At 39.5% G+C, this 26,857-nt stretch carries 19 protein-coding genes; 3 read left to right on the top strand and 16 right to left on the bottom strand.

Features of this window, described 5'->3' with window-relative positions; translation table 11 throughout:
• Positions 1 to 62 precede the first annotated feature (62 nt).
• Both G4Y78_RS04600 and G4Y78_RS04595 read right to left on the bottom strand, forming a co-directional pair.
• A complete protein-coding gene (locus G4Y78_RS04600; protein ID WP_163831913.1) occupies positions 63 to 815 on the bottom strand; it encodes a substrate-binding periplasmic protein in 753 nt (250 codons plus the stop codon).
• 187 nt (positions 816 to 1,002) lie between these two features.
• Positions 1,003 to 2,850: a sensor domain-containing phosphodiesterase gene (locus G4Y78_RS04595; RefSeq protein ID WP_163831912.1), complete on the bottom strand. Its 1,848-nt coding sequence runs from the start codon at positions 2,848 to 2,850 to the stop codon at positions 1,003 to 1,005.
• Positions 2,851 to 3,043: 193 nt separating this feature from the next.
• Here G4Y78_RS04595 and G4Y78_RS04590 point away from each other — a divergent pair, with 193 nt between their 5' ends.
• Positions 3,044 to 3,304, top strand: a complete 261-nt coding sequence (locus tag G4Y78_RS04590; RefSeq protein ID WP_163831911.1) for a hypothetical protein — start codon at positions 3,044 to 3,046, stop codon at positions 3,302 to 3,304.
• A 72-nt stretch (positions 3,305 to 3,376) separates the two neighbouring features.
• Here the strand turns inward: G4Y78_RS04590 and G4Y78_RS04585 are convergent, their stop codons facing one another.
• The 8 genes from G4Y78_RS04585 to G4Y78_RS04550 all read right to left on the bottom strand — a co-directional run bounded on the left by G4Y78_RS04585 (position 3,377) and on the right by G4Y78_RS04550 (position 14,616).
• Positions 3,377 to 4,312 (bottom strand): IS1595 family transposase, encoded by a 936-nt coding sequence (locus tag G4Y78_RS04585; protein ID WP_163830705.1) that lies wholly within the window; start codon positions 4,310 to 4,312, stop codon positions 3,377 to 3,379.
• Positions 4,313 to 4,578: 266 nt separating this feature from the next.
• Positions 4,579 to 5,043: a GNAT family N-acetyltransferase gene (locus G4Y78_RS04580; protein ID WP_163831910.1), complete on the bottom strand. Its 465-nt coding sequence runs from the start codon at positions 5,041 to 5,043 to the stop codon at positions 4,579 to 4,581.
• Between the two features lie 12 nt (positions 5,044 to 5,055).
• Positions 5,056 to 6,036 (bottom strand): DUF2156 domain-containing protein, encoded by a 981-nt coding sequence (locus tag G4Y78_RS04575; RefSeq protein ID WP_163831909.1) that lies wholly within the window; start codon positions 6,034 to 6,036, stop codon positions 5,056 to 5,058.
• A 251-nt stretch (positions 6,037 to 6,287) separates the two neighbouring features.
• Positions 6,288 to 6,827: a prolyl hydroxylase family protein gene (locus tag G4Y78_RS04570; protein WP_222937641.1), complete on the bottom strand. Its 540-nt coding sequence runs from the start codon at positions 6,825 to 6,827 to the stop codon at positions 6,288 to 6,290.
• 6 nt (positions 6,828 to 6,833) lie between these two features.
• Positions 6,834 to 7,241 (bottom strand): VOC family protein, encoded by a 408-nt coding sequence (locus G4Y78_RS04565; RefSeq protein ID WP_163831908.1) that lies wholly within the window; start codon positions 7,239 to 7,241, stop codon positions 6,834 to 6,836.
• Position 7,242: 1 nt separating this feature from the next.
• A complete protein-coding gene (locus G4Y78_RS04560) occupies positions 7,243 to 11,364 on the bottom strand; it encodes an RHS repeat-associated core domain-containing protein (protein WP_163831907.1) in 4,122 nt (1,373 codons plus the stop codon).
• Between the two features lie 209 nt (positions 11,365 to 11,573).
• The gene (locus G4Y78_RS04555) at positions 11,574 to 12,506 is read right to left on the bottom strand and encodes a DUF4123 domain-containing protein (protein WP_163831906.1); all 933 of its coding nucleotides are present in this window, start codon (positions 12,504 to 12,506) and stop codon (positions 11,574 to 11,576) included.
• Between the two features lie 34 nt (positions 12,507 to 12,540).
• Positions 12,541 to 14,616, bottom strand: a complete 2,076-nt coding sequence (locus tag G4Y78_RS04550; RefSeq protein ID WP_163831905.1) for a type VI secretion system Vgr family protein — start codon at positions 14,614 to 14,616, stop codon at positions 12,541 to 12,543.
• A gap of 331 nt (positions 14,617 to 14,947) precedes the next feature.
• On the opposite strand from G4Y78_RS04550, the gene G4Y78_RS04545 reads away from it, so the two are divergent.
• A complete protein-coding gene (locus G4Y78_RS04545; RefSeq protein WP_163831904.1) occupies positions 14,948 to 15,742 on the top strand; it encodes a hypothetical protein in 795 nt (264 codons plus the stop codon).
• Between the two features lie 79 nt (positions 15,743 to 15,821).
• Here G4Y78_RS04545 and G4Y78_RS04540 read toward each other — a convergent pair whose 3' ends face one another.
• Positions 15,822 to 16,337, bottom strand: coding sequence for an Hcp family type VI secretion system effector (locus tag G4Y78_RS04540; protein WP_163831903.1), 516 nt, complete (start codon positions 16,335 to 16,337; stop codon positions 15,822 to 15,824).
• A 673-nt stretch (positions 16,338 to 17,010) separates the two neighbouring features.
• Here G4Y78_RS04540 and G4Y78_RS04535 point away from each other — a divergent pair.
• A complete protein-coding gene (locus G4Y78_RS04535) occupies positions 17,011 to 17,838 on the top strand; it encodes a serine protease (protein WP_163831902.1) in 828 nt (275 codons plus the stop codon).
• Positions 17,839 to 17,933: 95 nt separating this feature from the next.
• Here the strand turns inward: G4Y78_RS04535 and G4Y78_RS04530 are convergent, their stop codons facing one another.
• The 5 genes from G4Y78_RS04530 to icmH all read right to left on the bottom strand — a co-directional run bounded on the left by G4Y78_RS04530 (position 17,934) and on the right by icmH (position 26,842).
• The gene (locus tag G4Y78_RS04530) at positions 17,934 to 20,588 is read right to left on the bottom strand and encodes a serine/threonine-protein kinase (RefSeq protein ID WP_163831901.1); all 2,655 of its coding nucleotides are present in this window, start codon (positions 20,586 to 20,588) and stop codon (positions 17,934 to 17,936) included.
• 82 nt (positions 20,589 to 20,670) lie between these two features.
• Positions 20,671 to 21,426, bottom strand: a complete 756-nt coding sequence (locus tag G4Y78_RS04525; RefSeq protein ID WP_163831900.1) for a PP2C family protein-serine/threonine phosphatase — start codon at positions 21,424 to 21,426, stop codon at positions 20,671 to 20,673.
• Positions 21,427 to 21,435: 9 nt separating this feature from the next.
• Positions 21,436 to 22,191, bottom strand: a complete 756-nt coding sequence (gene tagF, locus G4Y78_RS04520) for a type VI secretion system-associated protein TagF (RefSeq protein WP_163831899.1) — start codon at positions 22,189 to 22,191, stop codon at positions 21,436 to 21,438.
• A 76-nt stretch (positions 22,192 to 22,267) separates the two neighbouring features.
• Positions 22,268 to 25,810: a type VI secretion system membrane subunit TssM gene (tssM, locus tag G4Y78_RS04515; protein ID WP_163831898.1), complete on the bottom strand. Its 3,543-nt coding sequence runs from the start codon at positions 25,808 to 25,810 to the stop codon at positions 22,268 to 22,270.
• Between the two features lie 45 nt (positions 25,811 to 25,855).
• Positions 25,856 to 26,842, bottom strand: a complete 987-nt coding sequence (gene icmH / locus G4Y78_RS04510; RefSeq protein ID WP_163831897.1) for a type IVB secretion system protein IcmH/DotU — start codon at positions 26,840 to 26,842, stop codon at positions 25,856 to 25,858.
• Positions 26,843 to 26,857 lie beyond the last annotated feature (15 nt).

The raw sequence follows: 26,857 nt of genomic DNA, 5'->3' as shown, positions 1-26,857 counted from the left end.
CTAAATACTCAAGAAAGAAGAAGTTACATAACCCACAAGTTATACTTATTGATTATCAAGAACTATAAGTATTTATTCAAAATATTTTCATAACGTTGACTACTTTTAAGATCATTTATTTTTTTGTCAACCTCATCAAAGAGAGCAGAAATTTTTGAATTTTTATGAAAAGCAAACCTGTAATTATAACTACTTATATGCTTTCTAGAATATTTAATTTTATTTTTAAACTGATATTTTTTAGCCAACCATTCACCGGTTCTGTCAGCTACAATACCACTATCAACTCGCTTATTTAGAATCATCTTCAAGACTTTCAAGTCAGAGTCAACTTCCATTCGACCTATAGCTTTTTCTTCAAAATAGGGTTCAAGAGTAGGATAATTATATCCTCTATGAGTTGCTATATTCTTACCCAATAAATCTTTTGGTTCATTATATAATAATAAATTTTCTGATAAATACCACAGCACATCATTTACTGAAACTATCGTATTAGTAAAATGATAGTCATTTGAATCTTCCATCCACTCTTTAGCGGTTGCAATTATATCAAGTCTTCCCTTATCAAGAAATTGGTGTATACGCTTTCTTGGAAGGGTTTTGATTTCTACTTTGTAACCTAAATCATTCATTACCACTTTTAAAATATCAAACATTATACCTTTATTCTTTTTCTGGCTTGGCATTACATAAGGGGGAAAATCATTTGCTGTAAAGCCAAATCTAACGGTTGAATACAATTCACTAGCTTCAATATTAAAAAGCACACATGAAAACAATACCAATACAGTTGAATAGAGCCTCTTCATCATAGAGCCGCTCCTCGCTAACAAGTTATTAATTTATCACGCAGCTAACATATTACATCAATATAAAACCACAATAATCAATATAAATCAACCAATAAACTCACTCTATAAAAACCATATAAGCCTTACTGATCAAAAAATAAAAAATTACATGCAATTTAACAATAAATTAAAAACTATAATATTTTTTTTAATTTATGCATTTAAAGTTAGTACATCCTTTTTTAAATAAATCTGTTATTATATCAGCCTTTAATGGCTTACTATATAGATATCCTTGTACCTGATCACAACCATAATCCCGTAATATAGCTAGCTGACTTGAGCTTTCAACCCCTTCAGCAACAACGGCTAAACCTAGGTCATGACTCAAGGCAATAATATTACGAGCCAGTACAGAGTCTGTTCTATTTTTGTCAATATATTGAATAAAACTACGATCTAATTTAATCTTGTAAATAGGTAAACGTTGTAAATAACTTAAAGAGGAATAACCTGTACCAAAGTCATCAATTAAAAATTTAAAGCCATATTCTACCATTTTTTCTATATTAGCAATTGCTAGCTCAAAATTACTAAATATACTACTTTCAGTTATCTCAAATTGTAAGCTTGATTTATTTATCTCTTTATCCTTAGAAATAGATTTTATAAAGTGTAAAGAACTGTCATCAAGTAGCTGTACACTTGATAGATTAACAGTAACAAGTATTGGTGAACTAATATTTTTAATACTACTCCATTGTTTCAATTGTTCACATACTGTTTCTAATAACCACTTGCCAATTGGAATAATTAACTCAGTCTCTTCAGCTACAGGAATAAACTCTACAGGAGACAACTCTCCTTCAGCTGGATCATTCCAGCGGATTAAAGTTTCTAGACCCACTAATTGCTCAGTTTCAATATCTACTATCGGCTGATAAACCAAGTAAAGATGACTATCCTTTAGTGCTTTTTGTAGCCCTTGTTCTATATTAAAATGCCGAGATAGCTCTTTGGATTTATTATTAGAAAACGTATTTGTATCTCCACCAACACCGACTGATTTAGCACATATTCTTGCATTTTCTAATAACTCATAAGCAGTACGTCCATTTTTGGGAAATTGGCTAACACCTATTTTTAGTTTTAAATGTAGTGGCTTTTCATTAATCCGCAAAGGGTATTCAAATAATGAATGAATCTTTTCAGGTAATAACTCACAAGTGTTTTTACTACAGTCTTCAATAGCTAAGATTGCAAACTTATCACTATCTAAATGTGCCACAGTAAATTTTCTATTCAGCGAAGAGCCAAGACGTTTAGCTACATTAACTAAAACATGATCACCCCATTCTTTACCCCATGCATTAATTAAATTTGAAAAGCGTCTAATATTAACAACACAAATAACTATATGATCATTGACAGAATGATTAACGATTGAATGCTCTAGTCGATCAAGAAATAATTTTTGGCTTGGTAGGTGGGTAACTGAGTTAAAGTAGGCATTTGAAATACATTCATTCTTCAACTGTAATATTTTAAAGGTTTTGTGCAATTCATTTTCAATTAAATGAGAAAAAACAAGTAAATGTTTTCTATCCTTATCACTAAAGCTTCTAGCTTTGTAGTCTATAATACAACACGTTCCCACTGGCTGTTTTCTCGGGCCACGTAAAACAGCCCCCGCATAAAATCTAATAAAAGGTTTATCAATAACAAGAGGATTTTTTGAAAACCTTTTATCTTCAACTGCATTTTCTACAACAAGTATTTCTGACTCAAAAATAGCATGTCCGCAAAATGAAATATCCCTTGGTGTTTGTGATACATTAAGCCCGCAGGCTGATTTAAACCATTGTCGATGAGTATCAACTAACGACACTAGCGCAATCGGCACATTAAAAATATCTGCAATTAATGACGTTAAGGAGTCGAAGCGGTCTTCAGCTTCTGTATCAAGAATATCAAGCCGTTTAAGATCTTTAATTCTCTCAAACTCAAAGGAAGGTATTGGAGCAGGCTTGTAGTCAATATCTGTATATTTATCCATAACTTATAGCTTAATACATCAGTTATCCCTACTTTACCTTCAAGTATATATCATATCCTCGTGTAGTTTCATACTCACTATAGAGTGCCTCTAACGATTTCACTTATCACACAAAGAGATTACGATTATATTTTTAATATATATTAAATAACTAAAGTTTAACCATAATATTTAATCCACTAACTGAAGCATAGTGCTAAAAAAACTACCTACTTTAAATGAAGCCAGATTAGTGATGCTTGCTAATTTATTGTCACCCAAAAGTCATCACTCATACCATGAAATTATGTCAGCAACTATTGGTATCAGTGATGGGAAAGATATGCTAATTTACCAACATCCAAACTCTTATGAAGATATTAAAAGAACAGCTATCGGAAGAGACGCATTTGACCAGGTAGAAATTGCAAGCAAAAAAAATAATATTAACCCTGATATAGAACGATTTCATTGAGCGAGTGACATGATTATAATACAAAGTATAAACTATATCTATATTCAAAAAGCTACCTAATTATCATCATACCTAAGCTATATTTAGTAGCTTACCTGGTAGTGGAGGTGTTCTCAGTGCTACAAATGCTAGCCTAGGAATAAATTCTACTAAGCTAAATCTTCGATTAAATCGATACTGAAATTCAGCAAGATAACGTTGTGCATATTTAGCGCGAATAGCATGATAAGTACTACGTAAAGCACTTTTTAAGTTTCCAAGGATGGTGTTAACCCAATAAAATTCAGGTTCCTCTACTGATGCACGACCACCACCGCATACAATTTTATCATGAAGACAACCTGCTTCTATGACACCATTAAAACAGGCCAGTCCATCGGAGATTACGGTACTGCCCTTGGCCAAATTCTGCCTACTCCAAGCCGTTATCTCTTCTTTATTAAACCCTTTTAAAATGCTCAGTTTAATTCGTGTCGGTTGACCTTGTTTTGTTGTTTCTACGGCTGCTACAAAAGGTATTTTCCCATCTGCTCCCCTACCTCTTTTGCAACCTGTACGCTCACCACCAAGATAGGCATCATCAATTTCAATAAAACCCGACAATTGCTTGGTGCCTTCTCTTTCTTGCATCACTTTCATGAGCTTATGTTTCATTCTCCAGGCAGCTTGATAGGAAATACCTAAATGGCGATGTAATTCTATGGCTGATATACCTTTTTTGTCTTGGGAGATCAAATACATCCCTTGGAACCAAGTCTTTAATGGTAATTTGGTTGATTCAAAGATAGTACCTGCAGTTACAGATGTTTGCTGGTGACATTTATAGCACTGCTGAAGCTTTCTAGTAGTGAGTTGACAGCATTTGTCGTATCCACAATTGGGGCACTGAAAACCTTCTGGCCATCGCAATTTGTATAAGGTATTAAAGCATTGTTCTTCTGTACCATATTGTTTGAGAAACTCGTTTAAACTCAGGCCTTTTTGAAATTGAACTTTGTTGATAGCCATTATTTATACCTTCTCAATTAAGTTTCCATGCTGTTCAAATATACAGCAGTTAATGGCTTAGGTATAGTGATAATTAGGAAAAGCTAACACATAGATATGTGTTAGCTTTTTGAATCAATCATCCATGGGCTCAATCAACACCAGATTATGGCTAATATCATATCCTTATCTGGTGTCATAATTGGTTTAAAACAGCTCGAATAAATTTCATAATCTAACATAAAATTATAATTTTATATTTATTAATAAAGTTTTTTTGAAACCTCTTACAGTTGATTACCATAACACCACTGCATAAATATTGCACTTTCGTTGTCACCGTAGTAATTACGACGTACTAGTTTTTGTTTAAACCCCAATGATTCATATAATTTAAGTGCACTTTTATTTGTCTCTCTCAATTCCAGTTTAACATTGTATATATTGAGAGCAATTGTCTCTTTAAGCACATGCTCAAGAAGAGCTCTAGCCACTCCTCGCCTTTGATAAGCAGGGTTAGTGGCTATTGAGTAAATACGGACAGATAGCCTACGAACAAATACAAGTATATACCCCATTACCTCTGTTGAGGAATCATCTTCTTTAGCAACAAGGAATAAATTATTCGTTCTCATATGATAACGAAAGCTGCGTTGCGTAAGCATACCATCTGATGGAATAAATACACGATTTTCAAGCTGCACAAGCGCAGGTAGATCTTGTGCCACGGCTTTTTGAATAATGAAATCCACTGGTAATACCAATCAACGCTTGTATATTGTATACTTTGGTATCAACTTACTCGGGCGGTAGGACATTTTAACCTTCTTAAGGTTTTCAAACCCCATGTCATCACCCACATTGATGTGTGATACTCCATATTCAGCAGCAAGTTTTTTTGCAAACTCCCTAAAAATAAACTGAGCACACCCTAAAATATCAAAATCTGTTTTTTCTATAATGACACTTGCAGTATCAACATTAATTTTTTCGCCTACTGTAAACCCTTTTACTTTTCCATCAATGATAATGACCAGACCAATTAAGTTAAGTTTTTCATAGTCATTCAACATGCGTTTCACAGCAATACGCTCACTATGAATGCCATCAAGAAATGCTTCCGTTTGCTCAACAGGCAAATATTTCATGCGATCAGAAATCCATTTATTCAGTAGCTCCATAATCCCAGGGGTGTGCCTGTTTGTATCAAGTATATCTACTTCATAGCTAGGGTTAATTCGCTTGAACTTATTAATTTCATTACGCTTTGCACTGAAAGCATTACCTTTTAACTCAATCAAATCAACACAATCATAGACATAGTCTACAAGTGTTCGCTCAATAACATAATCTTCAAGTAAATCGAATAGTTCAGCTCCTTCTTCTAGCTCATTAACAAACACTGAAGCAATAAACTCGTCAACATAGTCAATCTTTGTGTATATCTGGGCACTGTTATTTTCTTCCATTAGATTAAAGCATATGGTAATCGCTTTAATGACATCATCTTGTTTTCCAATTGGGGGAAGTAACATCGAAAGCTCCCCATTGGTAAGAAGGAAGAAACAAAAGGTGTTCTCAATAACCGAATAAAACCCACTACCACCACTCAACCATAAATAGTTTGCAGCAAAAGTATAATCACTGGTATCTAGATTTAACGATGCCAGGTAACGATCCATCGTTGGCTTTGCGGCCAAATCAAAAGGTAGCAACTCGTACTGATTAATTTGAAGAAAACTCATATGTTAAAGTTCATTCTCATAGTTAATATTAGATCACCTCCCCTTCCAACAAACAGCATAAGGGGCTATACACCAACACCACATACATAACAGTTACAAACTACTCTGGTTTAGAAACTTTCTGGCCACTATTGATAGTCGCAGCCATTACATTTTTAAGACTTTAAAGGGTAGACTTTGCTCAGCCCCATGCGTCTTTTTTTAGTGATAACTCTATAGCACAGGCAAGGATGAAGAAGCAATAGGTACTTCTAAACAAGATACATAACGTCTGTCCGTAACACATACTTAGTACCTTCCGTTAACCTTTCCCCTTCATGCCAGGTTTCGTGGACAAACATCAACGCCTTCCCTGTTTCTGGCTTAACACTAAAACCACGAAAAAGGGTATCACCACCTTGATAGCCATCATTCAAATAGATCAGAAAACTCAGCCGGCTTTCTAAACCATCCTCCTTTAAACGACCATCTTTGTGCATTTTAAAACGCTGCCCTGGTGTATACTTGTAAAAACGAAACTGGCGAGATAAACATTGCGCAGTACAACCATCCAACACAGGGAGTTCAACTTGCGCTAGTTTTTGCCAAAACTGTTGAGCTAACTCAGGATCATTAAGAAAAACCCTTTCGTTATTGCGAACAAACGGCATGGATTTATAACCATTATGGGTTCGCACAGTAGCTTCATCAAAGCCAATATTTTCGGCTTGTTCAATTAGTTTGGTGCATTGATCATTTAAAATAAAGTGATTGATAGTCCATACACTATCACTGACATATTCAATAAGCATATAAAACTAATATCTCTCGTATATAGGCCAATCACTTGGATCTATACTTGAATCCTCGTCATCAAAGCTTTCAGATTCTATCTGTATTTCATTTCCAAAAGGGTCAAGAATACAGGCAGCATATCCACCTGGATGAGAACACATTAATGTAAACTTTACACCCTGATCTTTTATTTTTTTACAATATGATAAAAAGTTTTTTTCAACAAAGTAAGTAAATAGTGCGACCCTACTTTGTTTTTTATTCTTTTCCCTTATCTCTCTATCCATTTGCAGCCGTATTCCAATCTCATCATACTCAATATTTTTAGGTACAAAAAAATCTCTCTTTTGCTTAAAATCCAATATTTGAACAAAAAAAACTTCCGCAATTTTAGCATCATCTACAGGAACAAATATAAATAACTTTGGCATATTAACAATCTAATTTTGACATTGGCCTTTGACTCACTGGAGCTTCGGCTCTCGCCTTTTTAATTTGTTTAGATGCTCCCTTATAAACCTTAGCACCTACCTCTTCTAGAGTTCTTAACTCAGTTTTATAAAACGAGCTTCTATGTTTTGCAGCATCTTCACCCATATCAATAAAGACATAACCTTCTTTATGTCTATCTCTTATCCACTGAGCATTTGCTTCGTTTGCAACTATTTCCCAATTTTTTGAACCAAACCTTTCCCTTACTGCACCAGACTCTTCCATAAGGGATGTCCAATCTTTCTTAATTGTTCTAAACTCTTCATTTGGTCTTAATTTCCTCATATTCTTTGCATACGCTTCTACTGCTGCTTGACCCTCTCCTATCAGAACGTAATTTGCAAGCCCTAAAGGATCAATCCAATGCACAGGATTTTGAACGTAGCTATATAGGTTATTTCCACCCACCAACCCAATCGGATCCTGATTAATAAACCGTCCTAACCCTGGGTCATAATACCGGTGTCGGTTGTAATGCAGGCCAGTTTCTTCATCAAAGTATTGGCCCTGGAACCGCAGGTTGTTTTGGATATGTTCCACTTGTTTTCTAATGACATTGCCATAAGCCCGGTATTGAACGGACCAGACGATGTTGCCTCTGGCGTCGCTGATTTCCTGTGGAGTGCCTAAGTGGTCTAGGTGATAAAAATAAACCTGGTTATCCTGCACTAACGCAAGTGGTCGAAAAGACTCTGGTTCATATAGGTAGGTTTTATGGATATTTTGCCTGGTTTCTGATAGCAGGACATCCCCATTCCAGAGGAATTCGGTTTCACCAAAATTATCTTTTTTACTGACTCTTCGCCCGAGTGCGTCGTATGTAAACTCAGAGGTTTGGCTGGCGCTTTCAACTTTAATGAGTTGGTTTGCGTGATTGTAAGTGTAGCGAGTGACCAGTTTGCCGTTCTTACCGCGTTTTTCGGCCGCTAAATTACCGCGACTGTCGTAAGCAAAATGGCGGTCCCCTTGGAATAACAGCCGGTTACCTTGTGATTGACCATTGAGGTAATCTGTTTGCGCTAAAATAGTACCTGCAGGGTCATGGGCAAAACTTTCTTTAATAATGCCATTAACTACGGTTAGCCGATCTAGAGCATCATATTGAAACTGGGTTTCGCCTTTTTTCAAGTCTTTGATTAAGGCTAAATTACCTGCACTATCATAGCCATATTCCCGCTGGATGATTAACTGCCGTGTTTCTCGGCTACCCACTCGGTGGCGGGTAAGCCTTCCCATTATGTCGTATTCAAACTGGCTTTCTACTACCCCTTGAATACGGTTGATTTCCCGCCCGTGGTTATCACGCCTTACTTGCGTGATTAACTGGTCGTTTAAGGCTACATCAGTAAATAAACCATCAGGCGTGTAACGGTAATGAATACTTTGACCATCAGGCAGGGTGGTGTTAATTCGGTTGCCTAATGGGTCATAACGGTGGCTGATGGTTTGGTTATCCTGACTTTCTTGGGTAAGTAAGCCAAGAGCATTATATGCCAAGCTCAGTTGGCGATGAGGGTTATTGGCTTCAATTAAGTGCCCAGCAGCATCGTATTTAAAGGTGCTGACTTCACCATCACTGGTTTGTTTTTCAAGCAGTAGTCCCAGTTTATTACGTTTAAATTCGGTAATGGGAATACTGGGTTGTTCGGGGTTTGTTGGGCTTGCTGCTTCCCTTCGGTTTGCATCGGTTGTTGGGATTTTTGGCCCATCAATATGTCTGATTAATTGACCGGATTTGTTGTACTCATAGTGTTGTTCTCGGCCATCAAAACCCACCTCCTTAATCAGGTTCTCATTGAGGTCATAAACTAATTGATAGGTTTCGCCATTTTCGTTTTTCAGGCCCGTTAAATTACGTTCGGTATCGTAAAAGTATTCAAACACTTGGCCAGCAGGGTCAATGCGTTTTTTAACCTGAGCTAGCCCCTCATATTCATACTTTGTGGTGTGGCCGACTTCATCGGTAAAGGCTGTCAGCTGCCCTGCGGGGTTATACCCCAGTTTAATCTGTTTACCATTGGGTAGTTGCGCCGCAATCGGCTGGCCTAAGGCATCATATTGATAATAAGTTTGGGCCCCTTGACTGTCTTGGCTGGCAACTACCTGACCTAGTTCGTCATAATGGTATTGGGTGATTTGACCTTCGGCATCGGTTTGGCTAATTAACTGGGCTTGTTCGTTCCACTGTAGTTGCCGTACATTCCCCATAGCATCGGTAATTTGTACGGGTAAGCCCAAGGGATTGTAGTCAATTTGGGTTGGGTTAGCATCTGGATCAAGGGTTTTAACTAACAGCCCTCGCGCGTCGTATTGACGGCCCCAACGGTTACCTAATGGGTCAGTTAATGTAGTTGGCCGACCTTCGTCATCGTATTCAATCGCGTGGCTATTACCTTCCGGGTCGGTGACTTTTATCAATAAACCATCAGGACTATATTCATAAAGCGTGGTATTACCTGTCGGATCAACTGTGCTGACGACATTACCGGCATCATCATATTGGTGTTCAGTCACCCCTCCTAGAGGATCTGTTTCACTGATAATCTGGCCATTGTCGTTATAGCGATACTCAGTGGTGGCGTCACGACTATCGGTAGAAGTGCTGCGGTTTTCATCTGGGAACCAGGTAAATTGATAATCATAAATGCCATTGTCCCCCCAGTTGCGTAAACACTTGCCTTGTGGCGTGTATTGATCCCATTCGAAATAAAAGCTAAAGCCACTTTTTAAGGTACGTTGGGTGATAACATGATTGTTATAAGCGTACTTTTCCCCATGGCCTAAGGCATCCAATACCGCAACTAAATCCCCATGACTGTCGTATTGGTATTGCACGACAGGTTGGGTATCTGGTGGGGTGTCGGCATCTGGCCCTCGAGTAATGGCCGTAATCCGGCCTTGTGGATCATGATAAAACCAAACGGCCTGCCCCCAGCTGCTGGTCAATTGAGTGGGCTGTTCCGCATTACCATGACTGATATGAATGGTGTTATCACAGTCATCCCGCAGTCCAATTAATTGGCCCTGTTTGTTTGCAGCATCGCCGGTAAGTCGGAAGATTTTTTCTGGGCCTTGCTGGGGTTTAATCGAAATTAAATCATTACCTAAATCAAAAACCCGTAGTTTTTCAGTTTGGTTATAACTTTGGCCATTAGCTGGCGGTAATGGTAAGGGAATTGAGCGACCTTCCTGATTGAAATAAAACAGTTGGCTACCTGCTTGTTGAAGCTTTTCACCTAACGGGGTGGTCCAACCTGTGCCTAACTCGGCAGCTTTATTATTACTGGTACGGTAGGTGCGGCTCCAAACAAAACTCAGTGGCCCACTTAATACAAAATCCGTTTGCTCAAGTAGCTCTTCGCCTGCCACCATACTAATCGGACAACCACTGGTGCAGGTTTTATCATTACTGGGAACTTTTTGGCCATTACCGTTTTCACCCGAGGCTTTATTGGTTTTTACTTCCGGTTTTTGTTTGGCAGCCGCCACTTTTTGTTGTTTAGATTGCTTCGCATTAAAATCGCAGGATTCACATTTGCCTTTTTTTTGTTTTTTGAATTGGTTTTTGACTTTACCTATGGCATCGCCCACCATGCCACTGACTTTACTGGCAGCTTGTCCTAATGCCTGTTCAGCCTGATCGGCCACCTTACCAACTTGTCCTGCTACTTTACCCACTTGATCAGAAATTTGTCCAACGACTTTACCCGCTTTTTGCGTAGCAATTTCTGCGACTTTTTCCAGTTTTTTTAGTTGCTTGATGCGGGCCTGCATTTTGGCAATTTTTTTGCCAATATCTAATACTTTTTTCGCCGTATGCCCTGCTTTTAAAGGCTTAGCAATCGCATCACCTACATAAGGGATAACCGACACCAACGACAAAGCACCACCTAAAAAATCACCACGGGCAAAACTCATCCCCGCACCTACCAAATCAGAGGCAGGCGTTGGATCAATTAAACCAGCTACATCCACAGCAGCAATCGCCATTTCAGAAGCTTTGGCTTTTTCTAATTGGGCTAATTCCTTTTCAGCATTGGCAAGCGCTAGTTTAACGTTCATTTACTTTACTGCTCGAATTTACAAAGTAACTGTTCTTTTAAAAATATTATATTTTAATGCTGTTATTGATATATAATCTCCAAAGTGAAGGGCTATTTATACCCCTAGGGCACAAGAGCGAGGCAATGAAGCCCCAGGAGCTTATGTACAATAAGTGACTGGGGGAATTGCGAAGATAACAAAGCATAAAAGTCATTCACGAAGAAGATTTAATCCCATGCATCAATATCATAGGCTTCAACTGCCGCCTCCCATTCTTCTTCTGTCGTGGTTTCAACCATATATTCAAACCGCTCATCTTCAGGAATCGACTCATCAGTAAGACGGGCTTTAATTCCTGGCTGTTCTGCAAAATTAGGGGCAACCACAAACATCATCACTACAAAGCTAATTAAATCCACTTCATCTGTTAACCCATATTTGGCTCCTTTTTGTAGCCCCTTATAAGTCATTTCTTGCAAATCATGATCAGTTTGCCCTTCAACCAAATCCGCCTGTTCTTCTTTTAAATGCTCAACCATTTGCCACGACAAATTTAATTGCGCCTGAATGTCAAATGCCTCAACTTGCTTATCTGTCAGTTTTAACCAAGGCATGGTTAGCTGTGGGTTTAATTGAAAGTCAGCCGCAGCAGCATTATTTAAGCTAAACCAAGTATTCGCTTCCGCCTGAATAAATAACCCTTCTACCGGGCCCAACAATAGCTGTTGCTGTTCTGGTTTACTGGCACCTAAATAAGCAAATAAAACACGTGGGTCAGCAAAACGAAATAACATCGGCTCCCCTTCCGGAGTATTCACTTTAAGCAAGCTTCGCCAATGGGTTAACTGAGTTTCAAATGAGTGTGAGGATAAATAGATAATGGGAAATAAGTGATTATTAGTTGCCTCAGCTTGTTCAATACACCAGTCTAAAAAAGGGCTATCCTCAGTCACTTTAACTAAATAAGGCGAGGCATAAACCAGCTCAGCAAACTCTGTTTCCATAAATAATGGTTGGTAGTCAGGCTGGTCTTCTTTTAAAAACAACTCGGCAGGCAGCGACTCACTGGCAGCGGGATCAAATAATACATAAATAGCCCGTTTTTCATTTTGATCCAACTGAATTTCAATGGTTGTTTTAATATCATCGCATGGGGTCATTACAACATCCTTAGTCAAGCTTAATAATGAATTACTAAGCTTTTAACTTACAATTCTGTACTAACGCTTTTGCATTGGTCATAGCATCAGCCAAGGCAATTTGTTGGGCCATACTTGCAAACTGAATCCCTTGCCCTTCAGCAGGTGCTGGTGGCGGCGTTGGGGTGAATTTTTGCCCGCTAATATCTTTATCCGCTTCTACAGCCGTTGTCGGCGCATCGGGGGATGACGCTGTACCCGTTCCAGGTGAGCCGCCACTGTTAAGGCTAACCGTTGGGCCGTTTAACGTTACTCCTGAAGGATCAAATTTAATAAAAGAGCCTCCTGCCTTTATGGTTAATTCCATTGCTGCATCTAATACGGTTTTCTGGCCACTTTTAAAATGGACTTCAGAGCCCGCCTCTTCTAAATAATTATTACCAACTTTTAATTGACGACTTTGACCTATGCTTTCAGATACTTTTTGCGCGACTTTATTAAATTGGCTGACATTAACCTTATGATGGCTATCCGCCTTGATATGTTCAAAACGGTCTTTTTCGACAATTAAATGCCGATCCACCTCAACATGATCACGACGATCATTTTTAACCCTAATATCCATATCTTTTTCAGCATGGATAAAAATTTGCTCCTGCCCTTTTTTATCTTCAAACCGAATTTCATTAAAACCTTCTCCCCCTAACGAACTATTGGTTTTAGTCGTACTGCGGGTTTTATGCTCAGGCAAATCATAAGGCGGCATACTTTCGCCATTATAAACCGACCCCATTACTAACGGCCGATTAGGGTCACCATCGATATAATCAATAATCACTTCATGACCTATTCGAGGTAGCTTAAAAGCCCCCCATTCACCACCAGCCCAGTCCTGGTTTACACGAATCCAACAAGAGGTTTTTTCATCCTGCTGGCCTTCTCTATCCCAATGAAATTGTACTTTTATTCGACCATATTCATCTGTATAAATTTCTTCACCAGAGGGGCCAGTGACAAAAGCCGTTTGGGTACCATCAATGGGAATAACCAAAGGTTTTTTACCTTTCGGGCGAAAAGGTGTATCCGCTTCTACTGCAAAGTAATCATTACTGTAACTACTACCGTCATCACCGCTGGCACTATCTAATGACTGGGTTTGATACCCGGTATGATTGACTTTCTTTAGCAAATACTCCTTGTTATAGCCTTCCCGTTCATAGCGCTTTAAAGCAAAAATATAGCCTGGTATTAAACGACAACTATTACTTAATCCCCCAACTTCATAACGTTGTGTTTCATTGGCTTCGGTTTTTACTTTAGCGTAGTGTTGCCCTTCACTCTGTTCAGTATAATTGCCAGGAAATACATATTGCTGCAATTCAGAAAGTTTTTCACCAGACTGCTCAACTTCTAAAGTCATTTTAGGTTTTTCAAAGTTATAATCACGAGTGACAACTTTACCTGGCACTGTTCTCTCCAAGTGATGAAAAGTCAAGCTCACATCACTCTCGGCTTCTAAGCCAGATCTTGGGTGATACTCCAATTCGTTCAGAGGAATTTTTTGAAATACTGGTTTAGCATCACCCATTACTAGTACATGTTTATCTTCAGAATGCTCAAAATGATAATGAATTCCCTCTTCCTCCATTAAACGGCATAAGAAGTCATATTCACTTTCATTGTATTGAAGGGTATAAACTCTAGGTTGATAGTTACCGGTTAACTTTAGCTGGTAATGTTCTTCGGTTATGTTTGCTTCATCCAACACTTTTTTGATAATTTCAGGCACCGATAAATTTTGGAAAATTCGAGTACCCACTCGGTGTTTTAAAAACCAAAACTTAGGCACCATTACCAACTGGTAATGAGTAAATTTTTGTCCCCAATACATACGTGAAAACGAAGCAACTTCACCATGTATAAAACGAGGGCTATCCGGGTCTTGAATGACTAACAGCGTAGGTTTACCCACTAAACCTTCAACATCAATTTCCTTGTTAGCGCTAACTACCTCTATTGTAAACTTATATAACCCTGAAATTGTTTCTTCACCAGAGAAGTACACCACCCTGCAGTCATTTAAGTTAGCTACCTGTATATTAAAAATGCTTTCGTTTGCTGCCAATGTCATAAACCTTCCCTACTAACTAAACAATCGCATAATGACTAATGAACACACCATCTTCTGTACCCTTCCAGCATAATCTTCAGGGGATGTAGTTTTCTCGACCAACTGGTTATATTTACATCACATGTTTAACTTTTATTGTAGACTCATTTAAACTTTTACGATTATCTCTTTACGAGTGCATTCATTACTCCCTGCGTAAATAAAATACTACGCCTGCCAGATATTCCCTACATATGCTACCATCCCTATGCATTACACTTAAGTTAGAAAAAAGCACAATGCGAAACTGTTGCACTCGCTCACAGCGAACAGCTTTAATTTGGGAATACTGATGAACACTGCCTTCAATATCACAACTCGTTATTTAGCTGTTGGTTTATTAACCATTGCTATCAGTGGCTGCGGTACAGGCTCAAAAAGCTACCGTCCCGTTGGTGCATCCAAACCAGCAAACGTGGTTATTCAAACTAAAAAGCCTGCTCCAGTAAGCCAAGCGGACAGCACACAACCAACAACCAGTACCCAGACAACCTCAAGACCAACTGAGAGTACTGAGACTGATGTACATTACATTAGGCCTGGCCAGTCTGCTCCTGATTATCGACGACCAGACACAACAGCAACTAACAGCCAGCCACTGAGCAGCACAAGTACAACTCGCCAGCCCTTTAACGGCAACAGACCCTCAACCTATACAATTAACAAAATTTCAAAAACAGTAGCGGTACACTGTACCAAACAAGCGCTAAGTCAGTCCTTCAACTTTAATCGTAGAAGTAGCCAACAAGGGCCTCAAACGTTCTGCAGTTATCAATTTCCCAAACACTGTGGAAATCACCGTTTTAGCTTGATTGAATCCGGTGCCAAACAAATACTGATGTTTCATGACCAACAGTTGCAACTTAATTTGCTGGATAGCCTTAGTTTAAGTAATCAGTCCCGAGCAGGGGTATGGGATTTAGATGACTACGTTAGCTCTACCGCAAGAGACGTATCCAGTCTGTTTAGTGGTAACGCTCAACAAGATCGTTTAGTAGGCAGGATTATTCAAGCCTCTGCTAGAGATAAGCAACGATTAGCAGATAATTATATGAGAGCAGTCAGTCAAACCGCCAACTGCTTCTAGTCTTTTTTGCTTATTCGCACAAACTAACAGATAAGGGCTAACAGGGTATGTTACCCCTTATGTCACACATCAAATTAGTCTAGGTTTTTGGCGCTCGCCAATCATCATCCCCTTCAGTACCACAAACCTCATGAGTCCACGTAATTTTTCGGTAGGTAAAATGCACATCTTCAAGGTGGGTAAAATGTGCAACCCCAGGGTCTTGACAGTTAGGCATTGACGCATTAATAGCCACAATAATGGCGTCAACTATCTTAATAGTAAAATAATGCTCTTGAGTCCCTTGAGCAGAAGTACGATACCAATGGATCTCACAATTAGTCAGTCGCTCACCACTAGTTAATGCGTTGTAAAGGAGTGGCGAACTTTTATCAAATACTTTTGTTATCACTAATGGCTGGTGAACCCGTTGGCCAGTTGGCTGACCACTTTGCGGATCACGGGGAATAATGACATCATGACGAAAAGCCTCAACCAGAATTTGGTCTTCATGGCCTTCCTGGTAAATATTCCCCACTGAGTCCTCAGTGAAAGTACCAGCAGTTATTAAGCCTTGCTTTTCACCCTCAATTTTCATATACGCGGGAGTTGGCATAATCTACACCTTTTTGCTTTTTAAACATTACATAGCCTCTAGCTTGTAGATCAACTGACTGTGCTAGAGACAACCCCAACAATGGTTGCTTAACAGTGTAGACGCCTTCAGGAAGAGCGCCATATCTAAAGCCATATACTCATCACAAATGAGTTTTAGACTGTAATGAGTCATATTATGAGCGTATTTCAATAGAGGCCAGCAGCAAATAATTACTAGATTTGCCTATATATACATTTTGCAAAATGACAAAGAAAAGATTGTTTAATTGACTGGGAATTATAATTATAAAGTAAGCTCTGGAGTTATTCCGAACACAGAAAACCTACCAAAGTGGATCTAAAATTATCCATAAATTTAATGAAAGCTTATATTCTTTACAAAATCCCGTGAAATATAGTCAGTTTTTGATTTTTATAGCATAATCCAGACAAACACAAGTCTATATAGTCAAACATTTACCACTCATTAAAATGATTTTTATTATATAAATAACACGGTTGCACAACTACCAGTAAAAATAAAAATCAACGCAATAATAAAAATATACTCACAGTGAAGAATGGCAATAAAGCCAAACCAATTTAGCAGATCAAATTGGAACAGCTTTAGGTAAATGTCAGGAAGGCATTTATAGAAATCATTCACGAAGAGTAGAAAAGGGAAGAATATAATGAAAACAAAAACCTTATGGTCCTATGCTAGCCAATTTTTTTATTTATTAATACTTTTTTTAGCAAAGCACGTATATGCTGATAAAGCCTTTAATCAACCTGATCATAGCCCACCGATGATTGTAGGTGGCTCTCCAACCTCTGCAGCTGCACAACCTTATCAGGCTATGTTATTAATGAATGGGCGACAAGGTTGTGGTGGTACCTTAATTGACCCTTACTGGGTTTTAACTGCAGCACATTGTATCGATCAAGCAAATATTTATAACTTAACTGTCAGGGTAGGCGCTACTCGCGTTAGTGATAATGCAGGTCAAACTATACCTGTTAGCCAATTAATTGTTCATCCATACTGGATGGGACTTCAAAATATTCGTAGTGGTTGGGATATTGGCTTAATTCGACTAGCTTATCCTGCAGACGCCCGCTACACCCCTGCGAAACTACCCAACACTGAAGTCATGAATAATACGGCATCAGTCGGTCAGTATGGCACTGTATCAGGATGGGGAGCTACTCATGCAGGAGGTCGAGGCAGCGACCAGCTATTAGCAGCCCAACTTTCTATTATTTCGAATTTATCCTGTCAACAACAACTTAACTTCCCTGTGCCTAACTCTGCAATTTGTGCTGGTTATCCATTTGGTGCCTCTGCCTGTAATGGCGACAGTGGCGGTCCCTTTGTCACATCCTATGGCGGTGAATTCTACAGCATAGGTATTGTAAGCTGGGGAGAGCAGTGCTCAAGCACCAGCGTATTCACCAAAACTTATAGCTATAATAGTTGGATTACTCAAAATACAGGTATAAAACCCGTGGAATGGTAGTATCCTCTTCGCTAATTTTTTAGAATTTAGATAACAAATTACAATTGCAGTAAATATATAACCACAGTAAATGCTATATTTTACTGTGGTTATTCCTATTGATAGCTTTCTTTAGCTTTAAGCAATAAGCGGCTATTGGGGTGATATTGCAATCCTTTTTTAATAAACCGAGAAGCCTGTTGTTTGTCACCCGCTTTGGCATGATGTTCAGCTAAATTATAATACAATTTTGCCATTTGCTCTAAAGCATCTTTCAGCATAAATTTATCACTTGCCCCTAACAAGCGACGCAGTTTTCGATAAGAACTCTCTGCTCCTTTTTCATCACGCGCTTTCACTTGAATTGCAAACTGGGTTTTCAAAACTTTAACTTGTGCTGCTCGATTAGATGCTTGTAACTCTGTTTTATAAGCCGCTTCAGAAGCTTTTAAAATAGCTTGCTCATCAGCTAATCCAAATAAATTAGGGGCTAAGTTATAGGCTTTTTTTAGATCATTGCGGGCAGCAGAATAGCGTTTTGCCTGTCGCATTTGCTTAGCGTGTTCTAAATAGGTTAAAGCCATTTGCTGTTGAGTGCTCATTAACCAGTCATCGCCATTAGTTAGTTTAGATTTTATTGCTTCATATTTTTGCTCCAGTTCAAGCCCCCAGTTAGCGTGGCTAAATGGTTGACGTAACATTTGCTCAATTTCTTGTTTAATAGTTTCTATGCTGTTATTAGCCAGAATTGCTGCTATGGTATTCCTATCAACACCCTGAGTATTCTGACCTCTAACCACTCTTACCCTATCAACTAAATCAATTAAGCGCTTATCTTCCGGATAGAGCAAAATCGCCGTTGCCAAGATTTTATCAGCTAAGTCTATTTTTCCACTACGGATAGCCTCTGATGCAGCCTCACTATAAGCAATAGCCAAACGAGGATCGGATAACATGACATGCTCAGGATCAATCTTTCGCACCACTGCAATAATATCCAACACATCCCGTTCGCTTTCTTTTGGATAAATTTTATTTTCATCCAATAGCACGTTAAATTCCTGATAAAAGTAATTAATTAATTGATCCTGACGCGCTTGTATTTTATCAAATAATGCATTTAGCTGTGCGGAATCTGGATAATACCGATTGCCTTGAGAGATAACATTTCTTGCTCCAACAAAGTCAAATCGCTGCTCTTCCTTTGAAACCTGCTGCATTGCTTTTGCTTCTAGTAATTCAAGTATGGTTTTCTTAGCTTCATCAATGACTTTTTCTTGAACATTAGGTTCTTCTTGCTCAATTAGATTAAAAGCTTCCAATGCACGCTCAGATGGCAATTGATGTATAGCTCGTATAACTTCATTTGCTCGTTGATCAGCCAGGATGGATTTCACCATATTATAACCAACCGGCGCAGCCCCCAGCATTAAAGCCATTAATACCCCTACTAATGTCAGTGCCCGGCGTTTCGGCTGACCAGCAAAAGCATTAATAAATTCATCAACTGTTTTTGGTCGGTTTTCCTTATTGAAAGCCAGCGCACTGGCTAATGCTTTCCAGCGATTGCTTGACAACTGTTTTATTTTAGCCGGCTGCTTCTTTTCTTCTCGGGCTTTTAGTGCAGACAACTTTTTAAATGGATGTGTTCCGGTTATACATTCATAAATAACACAAGCAAAGGCGTACAAATCGTCCCGTATATCTGGCTCTTGTCCCAGCAACATTTCCAAACTGGCATAGGCAGGAGTTAAAGCCCCCAGCTGCCCAGCATCAAATAAGGTTTGCTCACCCTCGCCATGAGCTTGACTAGAGACTGCCCTGGCGATACCAAAATCAAATACTTTAGCAGTGCCATCACTCACAACAAAAACATTACTGGGTTTAAAGTCAGAATGAATAATCCCTCTCTTATGGGCATAGCTCAAGCCATTAGCAACACCACGGGCAATTTTCAGCACCTTTTGCATCGGCATGCCGTCGGGATAATCCTCCCGGATTAATTCATCCAGTGCTTTCCCTTGCAACCATTCCATGGTCATAAAAACCACATCGTTTTCCCGGTCAAAATCATAAACCGTAGCAATATTGGGGTGAGCTAATTCCTGGGCTTTACTCGATTCCCGCTGCAAAGCTACTAGTGATTCCGGGTGCTGACGAAACTCTTCGTTCAATACTTTAATCGCCACATAAGGCTGACGATCATTAGCCTCCTGCTTACGCCGATCCAAGGCTTTATACACCACCCCCATACCACCAGAGCCGAGTATCTTGACTAGCTCAAATCGTTCTTTTAAAACCGAGCCAACCCGAATGGTCGCCCGGCGTGGACCACCACTAGGATTACTACTATGAGTTAGTGGCTGGGAAGTAATAGGCTTACCTGATAACTGAGTAATATCCTCAGGCAAAGCACCTGTAGCAGCTTGTCCCACTACTTCAGATAACTGATCAGGTTTGCTAACAACTGTGGCTTCATCAGCTACAGTTGTCGTATTTTTAACGTTAGTTGAGTATTTTCCAGTGACAATGGTTTTATCTTCTTCATCAATATTATGATCAGCAGCTTGCGCTTGAGATGGCTGATGGGGTGGAATTACGACAGTTTTATCATCACCGACCAATTGTGTTTTATCACTGTCTACCAACTGGTTTTTATCTTCATCTACTGACTGCTGGCCAGTTGGCTGAACATCGGCATCATTAGTTGGCACTTCATATTTACTGCCTAGTTTTATTTTTTTATGTTGTGTCTTATTATCCGATGCCATATTTGCTACTAATTTATATTTAATACGCCAAGTGATTTACAAATTACTGTTAAGGTTTTTTTGAGACTGCTACCAAAGAAGACTAAAACCCATATTCAATCGACCTTTCTTCAAACACATCAATTACACTAACAGTTACATTATCTTTGGCTCGCCCGGCTACTGTTTGTTCAATTAGCGCTTCAACACACACTTCAGGTGTTTCATGTTCCAGTGCTTCTTTTATTTCTGCTGCAGGCAGCTCTCCATACAAGCCATCGCTGCAAAGCAACAAGCGATCACCAGGCTCTAAATCAAAAACATTAACATCGACTTTTAAATCTCCTTCAGTGCCCACGGCTCGGGTAATCACATTTGACTGCGGGTGATTAATCGACTCTTCAGGAGTAATAATGCCATTATCAACCATTTCCTGAACCACTGAGTGATCATGACTAATTTGATAAATTTTGTCGCCACGATAAACATAAAGCCGACTATCGCCGGCCCAAAGACAGGCACACTCATTTTCAAACAAAAAGGCAACAACGACTGTACTACCAATTATGTAGTTACCCGGCTTAATCGTTACATCTTCCTGCAACCGCCGATTAACTTCTTTTAATGCAGACACAATTTGTTCAATACCCTGGTCTAACGAAACAGCTTTGGGTAACTTAGCTAAAGACTCAACAATTAAGCGGCTGGCAACATCACCAGCATAGTGTCCTCCCATACCATCAGCGATTGCCCAAATGTGGTTCTCTTCCCCACTATAATAAGCATCTTCATTAATAACTCTAACATTACCAGGGTGTGTATCAGCAGCAGACTGAAAGCGAAGCTTACATGGCATCATTAAACTTATTTACTCCATAAGTGTGGCTGAATCAGTATGGCTTATTGCATTGCCTAAGTTCAACCATCCTCCTTCATGCCACATGCCAGTCAATAAACTGGTAAATGCCGGCAGTGCAGGAAGTCCTTCACTGCATAACAATGCCGGTTGAATTTGTGTGGTGCCTTGAGTCCACCAGAAACTGTAACTATTAAAGAGCTTATTAATTAAATATTCACTAACAGCCGGCATGGCTTGTAATGGTCTTATTTTGCCCACATCAAGTGTTACCTGTAAATGAGGACGACTGTGCATTTTAGCCGTTGTACCTGTAAATAAGTCATCCGCTTGTCGTATGGTGGGATTGCCTAGCTTGTTAAGGTCCTGTTCCATGGTTTCTAAATCGAAATCATCATCCAGCACGCTATAGGCGATATCTTCCAACCTCTCTATCCAATAACCACACTCTGCCATTAGTTTCATTGGACTTATTTTTTGTTGAATATGTCCAGCAAAGGTTAATGGAAAGTAACGCCCCACTTTATCCATGCTGGGGATAATGACACCATACCAGATGCCCTCCCCACAAACTCCATCAGATAGCAAGAAGCGCCAAACCGGCGCATTCAAATACAAATTAAGCCATTGGTCAGCAAGCACTTTCTGGCTATGAGCAATTCCCCCTTGTAACCACTCATCCCAATGATCTAAAAACTCCCGCGGTAACCGGCGAGAGATAAAGTCCCCATGGGAGGGGATCTTGCCATAAAAGCCTGTTAACAACATAGCTAATCCACTATTTAAAGTCTTTGCCTTTTTTATTACCCACTGCGTAGAGCCAAGCCATTCGCACAGGGTAATTTTATAGCCTGTTTACTGCGCGATAACTTCTCAACAGCCGGCTATTAAATGGGTTAATTACACTGTTTGCTGAGATTTCATAATCAGCCTGCCGTCCATCTAACTGATAAGACACCCTAAACCGATCAGCAATACTGGTATTAGACACTTTAAAGTGATCCATCATCCTGAAAAATGACCAAGTACCTTTTTCTTTGTAACCAACCCGTAAGCCGTTTAAGTCTTCAAAAATAATACCAGACTCATTTAAACTATTATCCACAGGCCAAACCAACCGCGTAGGCACCCTTGGGCCATGTCGATAAACTAAGCGTTGACCATCAATATTCAGCTGAAATTTACCAATATTGGCATCCAAATAAACTGGCTTCATGGCAAACTTAACATTGGGTTGTTTTGCCCCATCAGGGAAAAATACCCGGCGGATTTTGTCAGAGGTTTCAAACTGTTTTAAAGCACTACCGCTAATTCTGATTGACTGGCCATCAACCTTTTTAATACTCCAATTACGGCCACGAGTATTCACAAAAGGTTTGATATATTGCTGGAAGAAGTTATCTTCTACCCCACCAGGACGGAAATACTCAGAAAAGTCACGCAAGGTCACTTCGCGCTGGCTATTACCATATAAGGGATAACGACCATCTAAACCTTTTTTGTACAAAGGTAAAACCGTATTAGCATAAATTTGATTGAGATAACCATTTGCACCACCAATCATTAATTTCCAGCTTTGATCAGCAATATCCATTAACCAATATTTAATCGGCTCTGGCGTGGTTGCCGCTATGGTACGCACTTTACGAATATGTTCATCACTGCCGCCAATTTTACTTTTGGCTGCTTTATAAGACGCTTCTGCTGGATCACTACTTTGTGCAATCGATGCCACATAGCTTTTCAAACCATTTAACGTATCAATAATCCGATCCAGCTCACTATTACGGTTATCACCTGCATCACTGACTTGGTTAACATCACGAAAGTGTTTTTCAACCGGTGTTGCAACTGCACTACTAATCGCGTCAGTTTTGATATTGGATTTTTTCGCAACTTTACCTGCCACTCTGGCTAAGCGATCAACTTTAGGTGTTCTAATACGAGCTGCTTTTTTTATTTCGTTGGCTTGCTCCAACTTATCTAAATTACCTTCAGTAAATAACGACAGTTGTGTATTTTTCCTCACATCATCCAATACTTGCCTAAATGGTGAGTAGCTACCTGTAATCTGACTTAACTGATTAGCAGCCTCTGATAAGTTGGCAAATGGCTTCAACCGTAGTTGATTTAAGCCAGTCTCCCAGTGTTTGTTGTAGTCTTTAAAATACAAACTCTGTACTTGATCATGAAATTTCTTGATATCTGCTGGGCTATAATCAGTTTTTGAAGTACCCAATACCCAGTTATCTTTAGCTAGCTCAGTTAAATACTTTAAGCTCTCTGGTTTAAAGGTACGATAATAACCATCATAGGTGTACAGGTTAGGTATTTTATGATCTGTATTGGTAAATATTTTGTTAATTTCTTTACCCAATACATCTTCAAAACTACGATAACGATCAGGCTTGATATAATCTTTTTTAATTTGTGAATAAACTTGTACTGGTAAAGGGATTTTTCGCAACTCGTAGCGAGCACGTTCAACTAAGTCATTATCCAACTCTACAGGCTCAAAGCCGCCCGCAATTAAATCATCCAAATATTCCTTAAGGGTATTTTGTTCATTAGCTTGCCCCGGCAACGTTGCCTCCCAGTCCAGTGCCATCCAGTTTTTAATAAAGTCTTCATTGCGCCGCTCTGGCATACCTAACATTAAATAGGCTTTTAGGGCCAGCAATAAATATTCTGGTTCATTAAAGCCACTGCGCATTTGCTCTTCTAATCGCCTTTTTATCGAAGGCAAATAAACTTCTTCTAATTGATTATAATAAGCCTGCCGAGTAACCGGTTTAATTCGATTCCCCTGATATAACCCCAGCCTTTCGGTAAAAGCGATATTATCCGTATCAAACACACCAATCGCTTCTTTTAAAGGTGAAATAACCGGAATTGTATCTACCTCACCATAATGCCGAGTCAGTTGCTTTTTGCCTTTTTCAAATCCTTCTAACTGATCTTCAACATCATTTAATTTCAACTCATTTTGCGTAAAACTAGTGGACCAAGCAAAAGCCCCCAGAGCCGCTGTACCGACTACAGCCCCATATGAAGCCCTTTGTACCCACAAACGGCTACTTTCATAACGCCTATTAAGTCCGACTAGTCCTGCCTCAGCAAAAATTAAATCGTTAAGCAAACGAGTGATGAAATAGCTTCGTCCAGTGCCTGCTGCATTTGGCTGCGCAGCCATACCCATTTGATTGGCATAACTATCAACCACCCGGTCAATCATAGTGACATTCTGGGTACCACTGGTGAAGTAGAAGCCACGGATATATGGCTTGTCATGAAAACGAGAGCCAGAGAATACTTTTTCAATAAAATCACTAACAACTGGCTTTAACTGCTGTATTTGCTGGCTAAAGGTTAAAATTCTGCCACGACGGTTAACATCTCGTTCTTGATGAATTTTTGTCAACATTTGCTCATCAAGTCGTTTGATAAGCTGCTCAAACCCCTGATTAAATAGTTCAACAACATTAAATTCATCTTTTTCTGGGAAAGTGGTTCCCCACACCTGAGCACGTTCTTCTCGACCTAAATCTTCAAAGAACTCATTAAAGCCAGTAATTAAGTCACACTTGGTAAACATCAAATAAACAGGAATTTTAATGCCTAACCGCTTATTTAACTCTTGTAACCGTGCTTTAACTGCTTTGACATGGGTTGTGGTTTCTACTTCGCTTTGGGCAGCTAAATCCTGCAGGCTAATCGCTAAAACCACGCCATTAATTGGACGGCGCCGACGGTTTTTCTTTAACATATCCAAAAAGCCTAGCCAAGCCGTAGCATCAACACTTGCATGACTATCTTGGGTGGTATAACGCCCTGCGGTATCAATTAGTACTGCTTGATCGGTAAACCACCAATCACAGTGGCGAGTGCCCCCTATTCCTTTTAAAGCTTCTTTACCAAACCTCTCAGCTAATGGAAATTCCAAGCCTGAATTCACCAGTGCAGTGGTTTTACCACATCCTGGGGGGCCAATAATAATATACCAAGGCAGTTCATAAAGCCCCTGGCCTTTACTACCTTCAGTTTTTTTCAGCACTTCCAGCGCTTCAGCAAAGCGCTCTTGTAATATACCTAACTCTTCTTCTGATTCATTGCCCGTATCAAATTGTTGAGACGCAGCATCCTCTTGGATACCTTGGATAAACTCATTATTTTCTTTTTTCGCCTTCATTGAGAGGCGGACATTATTAAGCCCCCATAAGATTAAAATCGCCATTATAATCAGCAACCGAACTACTTCACCTGCTAATGGTTTCTTTTCAGCAATGGCAATTAAAGGGCCAACGAACCAGATTAAAATACATAAAGCAACCACTCCAATTAAGGTGATTACCCATTTTTGCTTAATAAACTCTATGAATCGCTTCATGAATACTATCCATTAAAAAAACAGCACACTTTTCCGGTTATTGGCTCACTCTTCAGTGGCAGTCTCTTCTTCAGTTGCTGCAGGTTGTTCCTCAATTGTTGCTGCTGGCTGCTGCTCTTCAAACTCAGTTTCTTCAGGGATAACCCGCCCTTCTTTTACCAAAGGTTTAAAGCCAGTTTCTAATGCGATTGTTTCTTTATTAAGGAAGTAAGCAAAGCCAGAGTACATACCCAACACAATCACTGCACCAACCACTGCCACCACCCACAATGGCACAAAACGTATTAAAACATTTCGACGATCTTGAATGCCTTTCCACTGGGTAGACAGCTCACGCTCATGATCACCTTTTAGCATCCGCAACTGCCGGTATAAATCATCACGCAACTCTTCCAGCTTGACATTACCCCGGTCGATAACACGATATTTACCTTCAAAACCCAGGCTAATCAGAATATACATCAGTTCGAGTAAGTCTTGATTACGATGTGCATCAGAACGCAGCCGCTCTAATAAAACAAAGAATTTTTCACCGCCCCAGGTTTCACCATGAAAAATACTCAACAAGCTACGTTTACTCCACTGAGCCTGGCTACCCCATGGAGTAAGGGCAATGGTTTCATCCAGATAAGTGCAAAGCACATAACGGGAGGCGCCTACTACTTTTTCTTCAATATTTTGTTGGCGCGCTTTCATTTCGAAGTTTTTTATTTCCTGGCAAAGCATATCCCGCAACTGCTCAACATTGCTTTCCTGTGCTTGATTACGCAGCCGAATTCCCATATTAATCAGGGGGGAAGCCGCATTTACTAGGGAATTAACACCTGTTACTTCACGACTAACAACTTGTCGCCACTCATCACTGAAAGTTGCCGGTTGTTGCTGATAGGCAATATCAGGTTGACCAGAAGGAGCCATAGGCTGCTGGGCCATCCCCCGATTACGACGACCAGGGGTAGGTTTGACTGGCTGACCAGAAGATTGATGAAAATTAACTACTGTTTTATCCGAATTCTCGTCGAATCCATCCATGCCAATGCCTCTGTT

The organism is Spartinivicinus ruber (genome assembly GCF_011009015.1).
In the GTDB taxonomy this organism is placed as follows: domain Bacteria; phylum Pseudomonadota; class Gammaproteobacteria; order Pseudomonadales; family Zooshikellaceae; genus Spartinivicinus; species Spartinivicinus ruber.
The sequence above is the reverse complement of the archived record's forward strand: the minus strand, read 5'-3'. Positions and strand labels throughout refer to the sequence as shown.

Bases quoted from the DNA above. Each gene is read 5' to 3' on its own strand.
- G4Y78_RS04585 (WP_163830705.1), bottom strand. From the start codon at position 4,312: ATGGCTATCAACAAAGTTCAATTTCAAAAAGGCCTGAGTTTAAACGAG.
- G4Y78_RS04560 (WP_163831907.1), bottom strand. From the start codon at position 11,364: ATGAACGTTAAACTAGCGCTTGCCAATGCTGAAAAGGAATTAGCCCAA.
- icmH (WP_163831897.1), bottom strand. From the start codon at position 26,842: ATGGATGGATTCGACGAGAATTCGGATAAAACAGTAGTTAATTTTCAT.
- G4Y78_RS04550 (WP_163831905.1), bottom strand. From the start codon at position 14,616: ATGACATTGGCAGCAAACGAAAGCATTTTTAATATACAGGTAGCTAAC.
- G4Y78_RS04575 (WP_163831909.1), bottom strand. From the start codon at position 6,036: ATGAGTTTTCTTCAAATTAATCAGTACGAGTTGCTACCTTTTGATTTG.
- tssM (WP_163831898.1), bottom strand. From the start codon at position 25,810: ATGAAGCGATTCATAGAGTTTATTAAGCAAAAATGGGTAATCACCTTA.
- G4Y78_RS04595 (WP_163831912.1), bottom strand. From the start codon at position 2,850: ATGGATAAATATACAGATATTGACTACAAGCCTGCTCCAATACCTTCC.
- G4Y78_RS04600 (WP_163831913.1), bottom strand. From the start codon at position 815: ATGATGAAGAGGCTCTATTCAACTGTATTGGTATTGTTTTCATGTGTG.
- tagF (WP_163831899.1), bottom strand. From the start codon at position 22,191: ATGTTGTTAACAGGCTTTTATGGCAAGATCCCCTCCCATGGGGACTTT.
- G4Y78_RS04565 (WP_163831908.1), bottom strand. From the start codon at position 7,241: ATGCCAAAGTTATTTATATTTGTTCCTGTAGATGATGCTAAAATTGCG.
- G4Y78_RS04570 (WP_222937641.1), bottom strand. From the start codon at position 6,827: ATGCTTATTGAATATGTCAGTGATAGTGTATGGACTATCAATCACTTT.
- G4Y78_RS04545 (WP_163831904.1), top strand. From the start codon at position 14,948: ATGAACACTGCCTTCAATATCACAACTCGTTATTTAGCTGTTGGTTTA.
- G4Y78_RS04525 (WP_163831900.1), bottom strand. From the start codon at position 21,426: ATGATGCCATGTAAGCTTCGCTTTCAGTCTGCTGCTGATACACACCCT.
- G4Y78_RS04535 (WP_163831902.1), top strand. From the start codon at position 17,011: ATGAAAACAAAAACCTTATGGTCCTATGCTAGCCAATTTTTTTATTTA.
- G4Y78_RS04540 (WP_163831903.1), bottom strand. From the start codon at position 16,337: ATGCCAACTCCCGCGTATATGAAAATTGAGGGTGAAAAGCAAGGCTTA.
- G4Y78_RS04555 (WP_163831906.1), bottom strand. From the start codon at position 12,506: ATGACCCCATGCGATGATATTAAAACAACCATTGAAATTCAGTTGGAT.
- G4Y78_RS04530 (WP_163831901.1), bottom strand. From the start codon at position 20,588: ATGGCATCGGATAATAAGACACAACATAAAAAAATAAAACTAGGCAGT.